Origin of the sequence: Streptomyces sp. NPDC048001, assembly GCF_043203115.1 — a bacterium.
Taxonomy (GTDB): Bacteria; Actinomycetota; Actinomycetes; order Streptomycetales; family Streptomycetaceae; genus Streptomyces; species Streptomyces sanyensis.
Genome location: NZ_JBIDBN010000004.1, coordinates 1 through 16001, shown reverse-complemented (window position 1 = coordinate 16001; position 16001 = coordinate 1). Strand labels below are relative to the sequence as shown.

Below are 16001 nucleotides of genomic sequence, written 5' to 3'. Positions count from 1 at the left end.
CGGGCGGCATCCGGGGCGGGGCGCCCGCCGGGCGGGGCGGGGTTCACGCCTGGGACAGCTGCCCCGCGCCGCCGTCCGGGACCCGCCCGCCGGCCTCCGGTGACGTCACCGGCCCGCCGCCGGCTATCCGGCCCTCGCGCCGGGCGGCCCGCTCTGCCCGGCGCCGCTCCCGGCGCATGCGGCGCGCCGTGCTGCTCGGCACCGAGACGACCCCGTGGCGCTGCTTCCACACCTGGCGGGTCACCCACACGTCGAGTACCGCCCAGGTCGCCACCACCGTGCCCGCGACGCTGGTGAGCACCGTGGGGAAGGCGAGCCAGGAGTCGGTGAGGCTGAACAGGAAGGCCATCATCGCCTGGATCAGCGTCAGCGAGACGATGATCACCGCCCGCACCGCCGCGGTGCGCACCGGGTCGGCCATGCGGCGCCTCCCCGCGGTTTCCTCCACCCACAGCGGGCGCGGCTCCGGCGCGGAGGGCACGCCGGACCCGGACCGGCCGGCGGCGCGCGCCCCCGGCACCACGGGCCCCGCGGTGCTCCGCCCGCCCCTCCCGGAGGCCGCCGCGCCCTGCGGCCCCGCACCGTGCTCCTCGCGCCGGGGCGCCCCCGTCCGGCGCTCGTCCGTGTCCATACCTGCCTCACTCCCCAACCTCTGTCCGCCTCAGGGGTGCCTGCCCGGAACCCTTCGTTCCATTCCGTTGCCGCCGACGGCCGCCGACGGGGTGTCCCGGAGTCGTGGCAGGACCGGCCCCTGCGCCGCACCGCCGCCGCACGGACGCGCGGCAGCGGTGAACGCCGGGGGTTCCCCCTACGTAAGGACGAGCGAGAGCCCCGGAAGGATGCCCCGAGCCCGCTCCATGCCGTCCACATCGCCTATATCCAGCCATCTGCCATGCTCCGGAACGTATGGACGCGGCCGCCGTCCTCGCGCGCTCCGACGAAGGCCAGCCCCCGGAAGAGTGTCGATGCGCCGATTCGCGGGCATATCACCGGCCGAAAATCGTCCCGGACGAGTCTTCGAGTTGTTCCTGCGTCAGTAGTACGCTCTCGCCGTTTGCTGACGGAACACCCGCCTGGCCGGGCGGGTCGAGCAGGGGGAGGCCATGCGCTTTCGCGGGAAGTCGATCCGCCGGAAGATCGTGGCGCTGCTGCTCGTCCCCCTGCTCTCGCTCGGCGCCCTGTGGGCGTTCGCCACCGTCCTGACCGGACGTGAGGCCGCCCGGCTGCTCGACGCCACCACCGTCTCGCGCAAGGTCGGAACGCCGGTCGAGGAGGCCGTCGACCTCCTGCAGCGCGAGCGGCGCGACACCCTGGTCTACCTCGCCGACCGGCGGGCCGCCGACGCCCAACCCGCCATGCGGGCCCGCCGCGAGGCGAGTGACACGGCGATCGCCGCCGTGCGCGCCGGCGCCGCGGACCCCTCCGTGCGCGACGCCATGACCCGCTCCACGGGGCGCCGGCTCAGCGCCTTCCTGGACGCCCTCGACGGCATCGCGGCGCTGCGCCGCTCGGTCGACTCCAACGCCCTCTCCCGCATGCAGGCCCTGGGCTACTACAACCGGCTCATCGACCCCGCCCACACCTTCCTGGTGACCGTGCACGTGCTGGACGACGCGGAACTGGAGCGCCAGGGCCGCGCCCTGGTCGGGCTGCTCCGCGGACGCGAGATGCTCTCCCGCGAGGACGCCCTGATCGCCTCGACCCTCACCGCGGGCAGGGTCAGCGCCCCCGAACTCCGCGCTCTCACCGACCTGATGGCCCAGCGCACCCTGCACTACCGGGTCAGCCTGGAGAGCCTGTCCGGCCGCGAGGGCCGGATCGTCGAGGAGTACTGGAGCAGCCCCCGCAGCGCACCGCTGCGGGACGCCGAGGACCGCCTCGTCGCCCGGGGACCCGCGAAGGACCTCACCGCGGGCGAGGCCGAGCGGTGGGAGCAGGCCGCCGTCCCCGTCCTGGACGACCTCGCGGCCGAGGCCCGCGAGGCGGGGCAGCGCCACCACGACCGTGTCGAACCCGCCGCCTACCGGGTCCTCGCACGAGCCGGCGCGGCGGGCGTGCTGGGCTTCCTCGCGCTGCTCGCCTCCGTGATCGTCTCCGTCCGCATCGGGCGCGAACTGGTACGCGCCCTGTCCCGGCTGCGCAAGGACGCGCACGAGGTCGCCGCGGTCCGGCTGCCGAGCGTGATGCGCCGACTCGCCGCGGGCGAGCAGATCGACGTGGAGACCGAGGCACCCCGCCTGGAATACGGCAGGGACGAGATCGGGCAGGTCGGGCAGGCGCTCAACACGCTCCAGCGCGCGGCGGTCGAAGCGGCCGTCCGCCAGGCGGACATGCGCCGGGGGGTCTCCGAGGTCTTCGTCAACCTCGCCCGCCGCAACCAGGTCCTGCTGCACCGCCAGCTCACCCTGCTGGACGCCATGGAGCGCCGCACCGAGGACACGGAGGAACTCGCGGACCTCTTCCGCCTGGACCATCTGACCACCCGGATGCGCCGCCACGCCGAGGGGCTGGTCATCCTCTCCGGAGCGGCACCCTCCCGCCAGTGGCGCAAGCCGATCCAGCTGATGGACGTCGTCCGCGCGGCCGTCGCCGAGGTCGAGGACTACGAGCGGATCGAGGTCCGCAGGCTGCCCCGCATCGGGGTGGGCGGACCGGCCGTCGCCGACCTCACCCACCTGATCGCCGAACTGCTGGAGAACGCGACCGTCTTCTCCCCGCCCCACACCGGGGTGCAGGTCCTCGGCGAGCGGGTCGCCAACGGCTTCACCCTGGAGATCCACGACCGCGGCCTCGGGATGACGCCCGAAGCCCTGCTCGACGCCAACCTCCGCCTCGCGGAGACCCCGGAGTTCGAACTCTCCGACACCGACCGCCTCGGCCTGTTCGTCGTCAGCCGCCTCGCCCGGCGCCAGAACGTCCGCGTCTCCCTGCAGCGCTCGCCCTACGGCGGGACGACGGCGGTGGTCCTCATCCCGGCGGCGCTGCTCACCGACGCCCCCGAGACCCAGGGCACCGGCTTCCGGCTGGACCGCAAGACCGACAGCGCCGCCGGACGCCGCGAGCAGCGCAGGCGCGCCCTCGCCGACGTCCCCCCGGACGGCGGTCCGTCCGCGCTCCTCGACGGCCCCGTCGAACTGGAGGCCCCGGTAGGCGCCCTGGGCCCGGACGACCGCCGCACCCGGCGCGCCCAGGCGGCGGACGGCCCCGGGGGCAGCGGCTTCGACCCGGCCGCCCTCGCCGGGATCGAGGACACCGAGGGCGAACGCGACGGCATCTTCCGGGCCCGCGCCCCGCGCCGGGCGGAGGAGCCCGGTCGCCGCCGCCGGCCCCCCGTCCCCGACACCCCGCTCCTCGGGGCGGTCCCCCTGCCCCGGCGCCGCCCGCCGACGCTGGTGGCGGACCACGGGCGCCGGGTGGACGACCGCGGAACCGCGGGCCGGCACCACCCCGTCGACGCCGACGGCCCGGGCGACGGCCGGGACGGGGGCGCGGCCCCGATCCCCCTCCTGCCGCAGCGCCGTGAGCGGGCACGGGGCGCCGACGCCTCCGCCGGCCCCTCCGGCGAGGCGCCCCGCGGGGGCCCGTCCGGCCCCCGCCCGTTGCCCGCCGCGCAGACGACCGGGCCCGGCGGACTGCCCAGGCGGGTCAGGCAGGCGAGCCTCGTCCCCCAGCTCCGCCGCGCGGCGGACACCGAGCGGCCCGAGCCGTCCGCCCCGCCGGAGCCGCTCCAGGAGCGCGACGCCGAGGCCGTGCGCGCCCGGATGGCCTCGATCCAGCGCGGATGGCGGCGCGGCCGCCGGGAGAACGCCGAGGCGACCGGCGGCCCGGACGCTCCCCGCGAAGGCCGCGGATCCGCCACCACCGACGCCGCCGGCCGGAACGCCGGCACCCAGAGCGGACCCGGGGCCTCCCCGGCCGCACCAGGACCGACGACTGAGGGGGACGGCCCATGACCGCACCGCACACCGCACCGAGGAACCCCGCCGGCCGCGCCGGGGAATCCCGCGAACTCGACTGGCTCCTCGACGAACTCGTCGAGCGGGTCGCCAGCATCCGCCAGGCCCTGGTCCTCTCCGGGGACGGGCTGGCCACCGGTGCCTCCCGGGACCTCGGACGCGAGGACGGCGAGCACCTCGCGGCGGTCGCCTCCGGCTTCCACAGCCTCGCCAAGGGGGTCGGCCGCCACTTCGACGCGGGCCGGGTGCGCCAGACCGTGGTCGAACTGGACGAGGCCTTCCTCTTCGTGACGGCGGCCGGGGACGGCAGCTGCCTCGCCGTGCTGGCGGACGCCGAAGCCGACGTCGGCCAGATCGCCTACGAGATGACCCTCATGGTCAAGCGGGTCGGCGCACACCTGGCCACGGCCCCACGGACCGGTCCCCACACCGGACGGTGAGGCGTCAGCCATGAGTGACTCCGTCCGGAACAGACGCCGGCCGCAGCACTGGATCGACGCGGACGCCGGTCCCGTGGTCCGCCCCTACGCCATGACCCGCGGCCGCACCGCCCACGACAGCAGCCACCGCCTCGACCTGATCGCCCTGGTCGTCCCCGAGCCCGCCGCCCACGACCCGGGCCGGGACCAGTCCCTGTCACCCGAGCACGTGGAGATCGTCGAGCGCTGCGAGGACGCCCCCTCGAGCATCGCCGAACTCGCCGCCGGCCTGGACCTGCCCGTCGGCGTGGTCCGGGTCCTGGTCGGCGACCTCGTGGACGACGCGCTCGTCCATGTGACCCGTCCCGTACCTCCGGCCGAACTGCCGGACGTGAGCATCCTGCGCGAGGTGATCAATGGCCTTCGGGCGCTCTAGCCGCCGGACGGCGCCGATCGAGCCGGTGACGTTGAAGATCCTGGTGGCGGGCGGCTTCGGTGTCGGCAAGACCACCCTGGTCGGAGCCGTCAGCGAGATCCGCCCGCTGCGCACCGAGGAGTCGCTGACCGAGGCGGGCGCCGCGGTCGACGACCTCTCGGGCGTGGAGTCCAAGACGACCACCACGGTCGCCATGGACTTCGGCCGGATCACGCTCCGGGAGGACCTGGTCCTCTACCTGTTCGGCACACCCGGGCAGGACCGCTTCTGGTTCCTGTGGGACGAGTTGGCCCAGGGAGCCCTCGGCGCGGTCGTGCTCGCCGACACCCGCAGGCTCTCGGACTGCTTCGCCGCCGTCGACTACTTCGAACGCCGCGGCATCCCCTTCGCCGTCGCGGTGAACCGCTTCGAGGGCGCCGAGCCCTTCCCGCCCGAGACCGTGCGCGGGGCGCTCGACCTCGACCCCGAGGTCCCCCTGCTGATGGGGGACGCGCGTGACCGGGAGTCCGTCAAGGGGATCCTGGTCTCCGTCGTGGAGCACGCCCTCGCCCGCGTCGACCGGGAACGCGAGCCCGCCGCCCGCTGACGCCCCCGCACGCCGGTGCACCAGGACGTGCTCCCCGCCCGTTCCCGCGCCACGGCGCGGCCACCCGCACCGGCCTGCCGGGGCCGCTCAGGCCGCTGCGCCCGGCCCCGCGGGCCGGTGCTCCTCCCGGGCCCGGCCCGCCGGCCATGTCCGTGCGATCCGGGACAGCTCGCGGTCCCGTCCCGCCAGCATCATCCCGATCATCTGCGCATCGCCCCGCAGCGACCAGAGGGGATGCCCGAAGGTGGCCGGGTTGTTCCCCTCGATCAGGACGTGGGCCGGCCAGGCCGTTCCGTAGCCGATCAGCGGCAGCGCCGCCGCGTAGCGCGGACGCCCGCGGGCCAGCCCGTAGACGCCCACCGCCAGGCCGGTGAGGGTGCCGGCGAGGTGCGCCCAGCGCGTTGCCGCCCTGGAGTGCATCGCCACGTAGTACGGCCAGAACTCCTCGTACGAAGGGAAGGTCCGCTCGCTCATGCGCGCACGGTAGTCCCGGACGCCACCCGCGTCAGCCCGTCCGGCGCGCCCGGAGTGCCTCGGGGGAGACCGGCACGTCGAAGTAGGTGTCCGGATACGGCTCCTCCCGGTACGTGAAGTGCCACCACTCCTGGGGGAGGTTGGCGAACCCCACGCCCTCCAGCGCGCCCCTGAGCCGCCGCCGCTCGGTGCGCTGCCGGGCCGTGACACCGGGGGCGTCGGTGGCGGAGAGCGGGTCGAAGCAGTCGTACGCGGTCCCCATGTCCACCGACCCGTCCGCAGCGGTCCCCTCCCGCCGTGCATGGCACGCCTCCGGTGCCCCGTCCCCGCCCCGGCCCCCCGCGGCGCGCCGCACCAGGGTCGCGTCGACGGTGCTCCCGCGGCTGTGGCCCGAACGCTCGGCGAGGTAGCCCTGCCCGAACAGGGACGACTTGTCGACACGCGGGTAGTACACGGCCTTGGTCCGCTGGTCCCCGAGGTCCGCGGCCCAGCGGACGAAGTGGTCGACCGCCCGCTGCGGGCGGTAGCAGTCGTACACCTTCAGCGTGTACCCCTGCCGCAGCAGGGAGCGCTGCGCCCGGGCCAGCGCCCGCGCCGCGGGAGCGGTCAGCAGGCACAGCGGCGCCCGGTAGCCGTCGACCGGCTCGCCGACGAAGTTCTCGCGCGAGGCGTACCGGATCTCCTGGACGACGGACGGGGCCACCGCCCGCAGCGCCACCAACTCCGGCGCCGTGCCCGCCCGCCCGGCGGCACCGGCCGGCCCCGCGGTGGCCGCCGCCAGAGCGGCCAGGCCCAGCAGCGCACCCGCGGCCCGCCGCAGCAGCCTGCGGGACGCCCCGCCCCCACCCGCCCGACGCCCCCCGGCCACGGGCCCGCCCGCACCCTGATGATCGGTCATCTCCACGGTCTACCACCGGCATCGCCGCCCCGGCGGCCGGGCGCGCCGACCGGGGGCTGTCTCGCAGTTCCTGGTGGACCGGCGTGCGGCGTCGGACGCGGTGCATCCCGAGGCGGAGGGGCTTTCGCATACCGGACGGGTGCGGATGTCCCGGCACTGCGGCGAGGTGCCGCAGCTGTCGTCACGCGCCCGCCGGGACGTGCGGGACAGTCCCGGGGCCCGGGCTACGGTCCGCCCGAGCCGCAGCGCACGATGGGCTACAGTCCGCCCGTGCCCACGGACTCCTACTGCTCCTCCTGCGGAACCCGCTACGACCCCGACGCCGACTGGCCGCGCACCTGCCGGTCCTGCGGCGCCACGGCCTACCGCAACCCGCTGCCCGTAGCCGTCGCCCTGCTGCCCGTCGAGGACGCCGAGGGCACCGGCCTCGTCGTCGTCACCCGCTCCATCGAGCCCCGGCGCGGCGGGACCGCGCTGCCCGGCGGCTTCATCGACCACGGGGAGGACTGGCGGCACGCCGTCGTCCGCGAACTCGCCGAGGAGACCGGTATCGAGGCACCGGAGCGCGAAGTGCGCCTCGCGGACACGCTGAGCTCCCCGGCCGGGCACCTGCTGGTGTTCGGACTGCTGCCGCCGCGCCCGGCCGCCGCCCTGCCGCCCGTGCGGCCCACCCGGGAGACGGAGGGCTGGCACCTGCTGCGAGCGCCCGAGACGCTCGCGTTCCCCCTCCACACGGTCGCGGCGGCCCACTGGTTCGCCGGGGACTACGCCCGGCGCTGACGCCCGGACCCCGGCCTCCCGGCGCCGCCCCGCCGCCTGCTCCCCGCCGCCTGCTCCCTGCTCCCTGCTCCCGCGGAGTCTCAGCCGTCCCCACGCACCCGCAGGGGTCCGGCGACGGGCACCCGCTCGTCACCCACCCGCCACTCCGCGACGACCCGGTCCCCGTCCCACCGCGTCGTATAGCGCCCGATGCCCGGATCAGCCGGACCTCCATCCGTGTCACGCGCCACCAGACCGCCCCCCGTACGCCCCCGCACGGGAGCCCACACCTCCCACTCGGTCCCGCCCCCCGGCCCGCGGACCGGAAGCACCGAGCCGGCCCGGGCGAGCACCGGTACACGCCCCAAGGGAGCCTCCACCACCACCTCGCCCGGCCCCTCCCACGGGCATGCCGCGGCCGTGGAGTACCAGCGCCCTCGGGGCAGCCGCACCGCGCGCCGTGTCGCACCCGGCTCCAGCACGGGGGCCACCAGCAGGGCGTCCCCCAGCAGGAAGGCGTCCTCGCACTCCCGCAGCCCCCGGTCGCCGGGGTGCTCCCACCACAGCGGCCGCACCATCGGCGCACCGGTCCACCGGGCCAGCCGCGCCGAGGACAGCAGGTAGGGCACGAGGCGCTCCCGCTCCCTGAGAACCGCCTCCCCGTCCGGACCCGGTACCGCCTGCGGCCCCGACGTCCGCAGCATCGGCAGGAAGGCCGCCAGCTCGAGTCGCCGCAGCGCGAGCTCCGGCGACGCCCCCGGCGCGGCGCGGCGCCACCGACCCGGCGGACTCCCCCCGGGCGCCGCCGCCTCGGACACGTCCAGCCCCGTGAACGGCACCCCGCACAGCCCGAGGCCCAGCACCGCGGACAGCGCGGCCCGCAGCCCCGCCCACCCGTCCTGCACCGGGTCCTGCGCCACCCAGGCCGCCGCGGCCCGCTGGATCCCGGCCCAGCCCTCCACCGCCGCCAGGAACGGCGGCTCCTCCGGGCACGCGGCCTGCAACTCCTCACGCACAGCGCGCGCCTCGTCCACCACCCCGGCACCAGCCAGCCCGGCGCCCGAGCCGTCCCGGAGGGCCGGTCCCCGGACCACGCCCGCGAACCCCCGCGCCGACAGCTCCGCGTACGGCACCCCGGCGTCCTGCCCACGCGCCGCCGGCTCCGGCCCCCCGCCAGGCGCACCGGCCCACACCAGCCGCACCCCCGCACCGTCCAGGTCCTTGGCGAGCCGGGCCGCGTCGGGGACCGCCCCCGCGTCCCGCGCGGAGCCCCCGGACACCTCCGGCGTCTGCGGCAGGTGAGCGGCGGAATCCCCGAGATGCACCGCCGACAACGGCACCCCCCGCGCGGAACAGCCGGCGACCGCCTCGCGCACCTCCGCCTCGGCCACCGGCCCCTCGAACCGGAACCGGTGGTGCCGCCCGAACGCCCACGCGGGAGGCAGCACCGGTGCGCCCGTCAGCCGCACGAATCCGCCGAGCACCCGGGCAGGTCCGCCGACCAGCAGCCAACTGCGCAGCGGACCGCCGTCCATCCGCAGCTCCACCGACCCGGAGCGGTCGTGCCCCGACCCCGCGCCCTCCTCGCCCTCCCGCACCACGACACGCCCCGCACGCGCGGTGTCGTGGAACACCAGATGCGTGCCGGCGTCCGCGACCACCAGCTCCACGGGCATGCCGAAGAGCGGGGACCGCCCTCCCGCCGCGCCGTCCGCCCACCCGAGCCGCGCCTCCCGCAGCCGAACGCCCTCCGCCCGCCCGCCCCAGCCGAACACCCGGGCGTCCGCGGCCACCTCGCTGCGCAGCAGCCAGCGCCCCGGCCCCCCGTCCACCGGCTCCCACCAGCGCGGCGGCAGCTCCCGGCGCAGCACCACGCCCCCCGGAGTGCGGAACTCCACCGCGCCGAGCCGCGACACCGCCACCGTCACCCGCTCGGACACCACCCGCCAGCCGCCGTCCATGTCCGGCTCCAGCACGGCCCTCGGATCCCTCTCCGGAGGGCTGCCGGCCAGACCGTGGGAAGGCAGCGGCTCCGCCCCGTCCCAGCCGGAGAAGACCGCACCACCCGCGGTCACGAAGATCCGCAGCGAGGAACGGGCGAATCGGACCACGCCGCCCCCGTCCGACGGCTCCGCCCCCACCGCCGCGCCCGGGGTCCGGGCACGCTCACCGCGCGAGGCCCCCGCGGCCGCTCCCGCACCGCCCCGTGCCGACAGCTCCCCCCGCCGACCCCGCCACGAACCGAACCACTGCACCGGGCGCACCAGACCACGATCGTCCATGCGCCTCACCCTGCCACCCGCCGAAGGAGCCAGAGCCCCTGTTCAACTGCCGTTCACCCATGGTGAGAGCACATATTCGCCCGTGCGCCCATGGGGGGCGAGCCCTGGTGCGAAGGACGATCACATGGCATCGTCCCTGTCAGCCCGCGTCCGCGCACACCCCGCCCGCGCGCGGGCCGCGCAGACACCGCGCACCACCGCGTAGAGAGACAGCCCGGGAGCCGACCCATGACCTCAGCAGCGAACTCCGCCCCGCTCTGGCAGCCCGACGCCGAACGCGTCGCCGACGCCCGCGTCACCCGCTTCCAGGCCTGGGCGGCCGAGCACCACGGGGCGCCCGCCGAGGGCGGCTACCCCGCGCTGCACCGCTGGTCCGTCGACGAGCTGGAGACCTTCTGGCAGGCCGTCGCCGAATGGTTCGACATCCGCTTCACCACCCCCTACGAACGCGTCCTCGCCGACCGCTCCATGCCCGGCGCCCGCTGGTTCCCCGGCGCCACCCTCAACTACGCCGAACACGCCCTGCGCACGGCCGAGGACCCCGCCCGGGCGGCGGAGCCCGCCCTCCTCCGCGTGGACGAGACCCAGGAGCCCGCCCCCGTCAGCTGGGCGGAGCTCCGGCGCCAGGTGGGCGCTCTCGCGGCCCGGCTGCGCGACCTCGGAGTCCGCCCCGGCGATCGCGTCAGCGGCTACCTGCCCAACATCCCGGAGGCCGTCACCGCCCTGCTCGCCACCGCCGCGGTCGGCGCCGTCTGGACCTCCTGCGCCCCCGACTTCGGGGCCCGCAGCGTCCTCGACAGGTTCCAGCAGGTCGAACCCGTCGTCCTGTTCACGGTCGACGGCTACCGGTACGGCGGCAAGGAGCACGACCGCACCGCCACCGTGGCGGAACTCCGCGGCGAGCTCCCGAGCCTCCGCGCCGTCGTGCACATCCCGCTCCTCGGCACCGAAGCCCCCGAGGGGGCCCTCGACTGGGCCGCGGTCACCGCGGGCGAGACCGCGCCGGTCTTCGAGCAGGTCCCCTTCGACCACCCCCTGTGGGTCCTCTACTCCTCCGGCACCACCGGGCTGCCCAAGGCGATCGTCCAGTCCCAGGGCGGCATCCTGCTGGAGCACTACAAGCAGCTCGGCCTCCACTGCGACCTCGGCCCCGGCGACCGCTTCTTCTGGTACACCTCCACCGGCTGGATGATGTGGAACTTCCTCGTCTCCGGGCTGCTCACCGGCACCACGGTGGTCCTGTACGACGGAAGCCCCGGCCACCCCACCACCGGCGCCCAGTGGGCCGTGGCCGAACGGACGGGCGCCACACTCTTCGGCACCTCCGCCGCCTACGTCATGGCCTGCGCCAAGGCCGGGGTCCACCCGTCCCGCGACCACGACCTCTCCCGCATCGGCTGCGTCGCCACCACCGGCTCACCGCTGCCCCCGGACGGCTTCCGCTGGCTGCACGACGAGGTGCGCGCCGATCTGTGGATCGCCTCCGTGAGCGGCGGCACCGACGTGTGCAGCTGCTTCGCCGGGGCCGTGCCCACCCTCCCCGTGCGCATCGGCGAACTCCAGGCCGCCTGCCTCGGGACGGACCTGCGGTCCTTCGACCCCCAGGGCAGGCCGCTCGTGGGCGAGGTCGGCGAACTCGTCGTCACCAACCCGATGCCCTCGATGCCCGTCCGCTTCTGGAACGACCCGGACGGAAGCCGCTACCGCGAGTCCTACTTCGAGACCTACCCCGGGGTCTGGCGCCACGGCGACTGGATCACCCTCACCGAGACCGGGTCCGTGATCATCCACGGCCGCTCCGACTCCACCCTCAACCGCCAGGGCGTCCGCATGGGGTCCGCCGACATCTACGAGGCCGTGGAACGCCTCCCGGAGATCCGCGAATCCCTGGTCATCGGCCTGGAGGAGCCGGACGGAGGCTACTGGATGCCCCTGTTCGTCCACCTGGCGCCGGGCGCGGTGCTCGACGACGCCCTCCGCGACCGGGTCAAGCGCACCATCCGCGAGCAACTGTCCCCGCGCCACGTCCCCGACGAGATCATCGAGGTGCCCGGCGTGCCGCACACCCTCACCGGCAAGCGGATCGAGGTCCCCGTCAAGCGCCTGCTCCAGGGGACGGACCTGGCCCGGGCGGTCAACCCCGGTTCGGTGGACAACCTGGACCTGCTCCGCTTCTACGAGGAACTGGCACACACCCGGCGCGCGGCGCGCAGCGCGCACTGACCCGCCCTCCCGTGGGGCGGGCCGGCCGGGGCGGGTCGACCCCCACTGTCAGTGGCGGCACCTAGCGTGGTGGACCAGTGACCCACAGCGATCCCGGGGGAGATCCTCATGACCCACCACCGCCCCACGTCCCGCCCCGCCGGCCGAGCCGGGCGGCGGCGCAGCCTCCACCGGGAGGTCCCCGCCACGCTCGGCGTCCTCGCCGATCCGCGGGACTTCACCGCCATGCGCCGCTACCGCACCTTCGCCTTCTCGGACCACGACGCGTACCTGCGCGAGGTCCAGCAGGTGATGGACACCCTCGCGGCCCGGCACCTCCACACCACACTCGCCCTCTTCGACCCCGAGGAGTACGCGCAGTACTGCGCCCGGGAGGGGATGGACCCCGACGACCCCGCCTCCCGGAGCCGCTTCACCGCACGGGCGGCCCGCAGCGGCGCTGCCGTCGTCTGCGACGGCGCACCGCTGACCGCGCTCCTGCCCCGACTGATCGACCGGTCCGTGCGCCGCGCCACCTGGAACTACGCCACCCTGCTCCTCGCCGACGCAGGCCCCTGCGAGGACTGCGGGGAGGATCTCGGAAGGTCCGCCTTCGACCGGGCCTCCACCGCCCTGATGGCACTCCTGGAGGCCGCGGGCGAGGGCAGCCACCACCTGGTGTGCAGCGTCCCGGCCCCCGACGAACAGCTCCTGGCCGTGGTCCACGCGGAGGCCCCCGCCACCGGCACCGCCGTGGTGGACGCGGACGCGGCCGCCGAGTTCACCACCGTCCTCGCCGTCGGCCTCGCACTCCGGGGCCCCGGGGGCATCGTGCTGCGCACCTCCCGGCCCGGCGCCCCCGACCGCCTGCACGGATGGCGCCTGGACCGGGGGCGGCTCACCCCGCTCACGGCGGCGGAGGTGTTCGACGCCTACTGCACCGACGCAGTCACCGGCGAACCCGTCCCACCCGAGCCGGGTGTCGAGTACTGCGCAGGCGGGCCGCTTCCCGATCCGGGGGGCCACCACTGACGGTCCGGGCCCGCGAGTCTCGCGCCCGGCGAGCACGAAGGGGCTCCCCGCAGTCCCGGACGCAGGCGTCCACTCCCGCGGGGAGCCCCTTCGCGGAGCCCCGTTCGCCCCGGCCGTGCGCTACTCGCCCGACAGCACCGCCCGGGCTGCCTGCCGTGCGTCCTCCGCGGTGTCGGCGGCACGCGCGGCGGCGGCCGCCCGCTCGCACTGCGCCAGGGTGTACTTCGCGAGCGTCGCCCGCACATAGGGGATCGACGCCGCACCCATCGACAGGGAGGTGACACCGAGACCCGTCAGCACACAGGCCAGCAGCGGATCGGCTGCCGCCTCGCCGCAGACGCCGCAGCTCTTGCCCTCCGCCCGGGCGGCCTCCGCCGACAGCGCCACCAGGTCCAGCAGCGCCGGCTGCCACGGATCCTGGAGACGGGAGACGGCTCCCACCTGGCGGTCCGCGGCGAAGGCGTACTGGGCGAGGTCGTTCGTGCCCAGCGACAGGAACTCGACCTCCTGCAGGATGGACCGGGCCCGCAGCGCGGCCGAGGGGATCTCGACCATCGCCCCGAACTTGGCCTCCAGCCCGGCCTCGCGGCAGGCCTCCGCGAAGGCCCGGGCGTCCGTGCGGTCCGCCACCATCGGCGCCATGACCTCCAGGTACACGGGCAGGCCGTGCGCGGCCTTGGCCAGCGCCGTCAGCTGGGTCCGCAGCACCTCGGGGTGGTCGAGCAGGGTCCGCAGCCCGCGCACGCCCAGTGCGGGGTTGGGCTCGTCGCCCGGCGTCAGGAAGTCCAGCGGCTTGTCCGCACCGGCGTCCAGGACGCGCACCACGACACGCCCCTCGGGGAAGGCCTCCAGCACCTGGCGGTACGCCTCGACCTGCTTCTCCTCGGAGGGCGCCGTGGTGCTGTCGTCCAGGAAGAGGAACTCGGTGCGGAACAGCCCGACGCCCTCGGCGCCGGCGTCGACGGCCGCCGGGACGTCGGCGGGGCCGCCGACGTTGGCGAGCAGGGGCACCTTGTGCCCGTCCGAGGTGGCGCCCGGGCCGGTCGAGGCGGCGAGGGCCGCCTTGCGCTCGGCGGCGGCACGCTCCATCTCGGTGCGCTTCTCCTCGCTCGGCTCCACGAAGATCTCGCCCGAGCCGCCGTCCACGGCCACCAGCGTGCCCTCGGCCAGCTCGCCCGCCCCCGGCAGGGCCACCACCGCGGGCACCCCGAGGGCCCGCGCCAGGATCGCGCTGTGGCTGGTCGGTCCGCCCTCCTCGGTCACGAAGCCGAGCACCAGCGCGGGGTCGAGCAGCGCCGTGTCCGCGGGAGCCAGGTCACGGGCGATCAGGACGTAGGGCTCGTCGCTGTCGGGGACCCCCGGCATGGGGACGCCCAGCAGACGGGCCACGATCCGGTTCCGCACGTCGTCGAGGTCGGCCACCCGGCCGGCCATGTACTCCCCGGCGCCCGCGAGCAGGTCGCGATAGGCCGCGAACGCGTCGTACACCGCGCGCTCGGCAGTGCTGCCGGAGCCGACCCGGCGCTCCACGTCGGACATCAGCTCGGGGTCCTGCGCCATCATGGCCTGGGCCTCGAGCACGGCCTGCGCCTCACCGCCCGCCAGGTTGCCCCGGGCGGTCAGGTCGGCGGCCACGGCTTCCACGGCCTGCCGGGCCCGGCTCCGCTCCCGGTCCGCGTCCTGGTCCGGATTCTGCTTGGCCGGCGGCTCCAGGACCGCCGTGCCCATGTGCCGCACCTCGCCGATCGCCACACCGTGGCTCACGCCGACGCCTCGCAGCGTTGTCTCCATTTCACCGTCTCCGCTAGAGCGACGACCCCTGCCGCCGCGGTGGATGTGCTGGTCGCCGTCACCGGCGTGGGCAGGTCACTGCCAGCCGAAGAGGCTCTCCCCGGCCTTGATCTCACCGCTCTCACGGACCTCGGAGAGCGAGTCGGGGGTGGCCTCCAGGGCCACGACCGGGCAGATCGGCGACTTGCCGGCGGCCTCGACCGCCGAGGGGTCCCAGCGGATCACCGCCTGGCCGCGCTCAACGGTGTCGCCCTTGTTGACGAGGAGCTCGAAGCCCTCCCCGTTGAGCTGGACCGTGTCGATGCCGAGGTGGGTGAGGACACCGTGGCCTTCGCCGTCCACGACGACATAGGCGTGCGGGTGAAGGGACACGATGATGCCGTCCACGGGGGAGACGGCCTCGGAAGGCCCGCGGTCGGGGTCGATCGCGGTCCCAGGACCGACCATCGCACCGGAGAACACGGGATCGGGAACGGCGCCGAGCCCGATGGCCTGTCCGGCGAGAGGGGACGTCACTGTGGTCATGGAGCCTCCCAGGGCGGGGGTTTCGTACTGCGCCGTCACGGCCTGTACGCGGACGGCACGCTGTTCAGCAGGGTATGTCACGTGAAGTCCTAGTTCCCCCAGAGCATTGCGAGTTGGGGGAGCTAGGAACGGCAGGGGTGATTTGCCTCGTCTGTGACCAACCTGTAGTGTCGAGCACCTGCCTGGCCCCAACGCGACGCTGAGTCGGGGGTCGGCGGCACTGTCGAGGCGAGATCCTAACTGGTCTAAACCACTGCTGTCTGCAGGGTGGTGGTCAGGAGGGCCCGGAAAGCCTGATAGTGTTTGGACACACCGAAGCGAAAGCGCCCGGAGGAAAGCCCGAGAGGGTGAGTACGAAGGAAGCGTTCGTTCCTTGAGAACTCAACAGCGTGCCAAAAATCAACGCCAGATTAGTTGATACCCCGTCCCCGGGCCCACAGTGGTCTGGTGGATGAGGTTCCTTTGTAACAAACACAGCGAGGACGCTGTGGACCGGTGGGCTTATTCCGCCTACTGGTTCCGCTCAACGTGGTGTTCATCCCGATCACGGGAAAGCATTCATGGAGAGTTTGATCCTGGCTCAGGACGAACGCTGGCGGCGTGCTTAACACATGCAAGTCGAACGATGAACCTCCTTCGGG

General features: G+C 75.0%; 13 protein-coding genes and 1 rRNA gene. 8 read left to right on the top strand and 6 right to left on the bottom strand.

The annotated features are described in order from the left end of the window. Positions 1–43: 43 nt before the first annotated feature. Positions 44–631, bottom strand: coding sequence for a hypothetical protein (locus ACGF15_RS08645; protein ID WP_392797384.1), 588 nt, complete (start codon positions 629–631; stop codon positions 44–46). A gap of 472 nt (positions 632–1103) precedes the next feature. Here ACGF15_RS08645 and ACGF15_RS08640 point away from each other — a divergent pair, with 472 nt between their 5' ends. Genes ACGF15_RS08640 through ACGF15_RS08625 form a run of 4 tightly spaced genes read left to right on the top strand, consistent with a single transcriptional unit; the run spans position 1104 to position 5397 of the window. Further along, on the top strand, positions 1104–3953 hold the full coding sequence (locus ACGF15_RS08640; RefSeq protein WP_392797382.1) for a nitrate- and nitrite sensing domain-containing protein: 2850 nt from the start codon (positions 1104–1106) through the stop codon (positions 3951–3953). Then, entirely contained in the window at positions 3950–4396 is a 447-nt protein-coding gene (locus tag ACGF15_RS08635) for a roadblock/LC7 domain-containing protein (protein ID WP_392797380.1), read from the top strand. The genes ACGF15_RS08640 and ACGF15_RS08635 overlap by 4 nt, the downstream gene beginning before the upstream one ends. A gap of 10 nt (positions 4397–4406) precedes the next feature. After that, positions 4407–4811, top strand: coding sequence for a DUF742 domain-containing protein (locus ACGF15_RS08630; protein ID WP_345615430.1), 405 nt, complete (start codon positions 4407–4409; stop codon positions 4809–4811). Further along, positions 4792–5397 (top strand): ATP/GTP-binding protein, encoded by a 606-nt coding sequence (locus ACGF15_RS08625; RefSeq protein ID WP_345615431.1) that lies wholly within the window; start codon positions 4792–4794, stop codon positions 5395–5397. Before ACGF15_RS08630 ends, ACGF15_RS08625 begins: the two co-directional genes overlap by 20 nt. A gap of 87 nt (positions 5398–5484) precedes the next feature. On the opposite strand, the gene ACGF15_RS08620 is transcribed toward ACGF15_RS08625, so the two are convergent. After that, positions 5485–5871, bottom strand: coding sequence for an Mpo1-like protein (locus ACGF15_RS08620; RefSeq protein ID WP_392797378.1), 387 nt, complete (start codon positions 5869–5871; stop codon positions 5485–5487). 31 nt (positions 5872–5902) lie between these two features. Then, the gene (locus ACGF15_RS08615) at positions 5903–6769 is read right to left on the bottom strand and encodes a M15 family metallopeptidase (protein ID WP_392797376.1); all 867 of its coding nucleotides are present in this window, start codon (positions 6767–6769) and stop codon (positions 5903–5905) included. A 252-nt stretch (positions 6770–7021) separates the two neighbouring features. Here ACGF15_RS08615 and ACGF15_RS08610 point away from each other — a divergent pair, with 252 nt between their 5' ends. Then, complete coding sequence (locus ACGF15_RS08610; RefSeq protein WP_362608470.1) at positions 7022–7549, top strand: NUDIX domain-containing protein; 528 nt, start codon at positions 7022–7024, stop codon at positions 7547–7549. Positions 7550–7629: 80 nt separating this feature from the next. Here the strand turns inward: ACGF15_RS08610 and ACGF15_RS08605 are convergent, their stop codons facing one another. Next, positions 7630–9810 carry a TIM-barrel domain-containing protein gene (locus tag ACGF15_RS08605; protein ID WP_392797374.1) on the bottom strand — a complete coding sequence of 727 codons (2181 nt, stop codon included), beginning with the start codon at positions 9808–9810 and terminating at the stop codon, positions 7630–7632. A 228-nt stretch (positions 9811–10038) separates the two neighbouring features. Here ACGF15_RS08605 and ACGF15_RS08600 point away from each other — a divergent pair, with 228 nt between their 5' ends. After that, a complete protein-coding gene (locus ACGF15_RS08600) occupies positions 10039–12033 on the top strand; it encodes an acetoacetate--CoA ligase (RefSeq protein ID WP_392797372.1) in 1995 nt (664 codons plus the stop codon). Between the two features lie 108 nt (positions 12034–12141). After that, positions 12142–13044: a hypothetical protein gene (locus tag ACGF15_RS08595; RefSeq protein ID WP_392797370.1), complete on the top strand. Its 903-nt coding sequence runs from the start codon at positions 12142–12144 to the stop codon at positions 13042–13044. 120 nt (positions 13045–13164) lie between these two features. Here the strand turns inward: ACGF15_RS08595 and ptsP are convergent, their stop codons facing one another. Further along, positions 13165–14835 carry a phosphoenolpyruvate--protein phosphotransferase gene (gene ptsP / locus ACGF15_RS08590; protein ID WP_362608464.1) on the bottom strand — a complete coding sequence of 557 codons (1671 nt, stop codon included), beginning with the start codon at positions 14833–14835 and terminating at the stop codon, positions 13165–13167. Positions 14836–14910: 75 nt separating this feature from the next. Then, positions 14911–15360 (bottom strand): PTS glucose transporter subunit IIA, encoded by a 450-nt coding sequence (locus ACGF15_RS08585; protein ID WP_345615440.1) that lies wholly within the window; start codon positions 15358–15360, stop codon positions 14911–14913. Between the two features lie 557 nt (positions 15361–15917). Here ACGF15_RS08585 and ACGF15_RS08580 point away from each other — a divergent pair. Beyond that, positions 15918–16001 (top strand): 16S ribosomal RNA (locus ACGF15_RS08580); the annotation flags it as partial.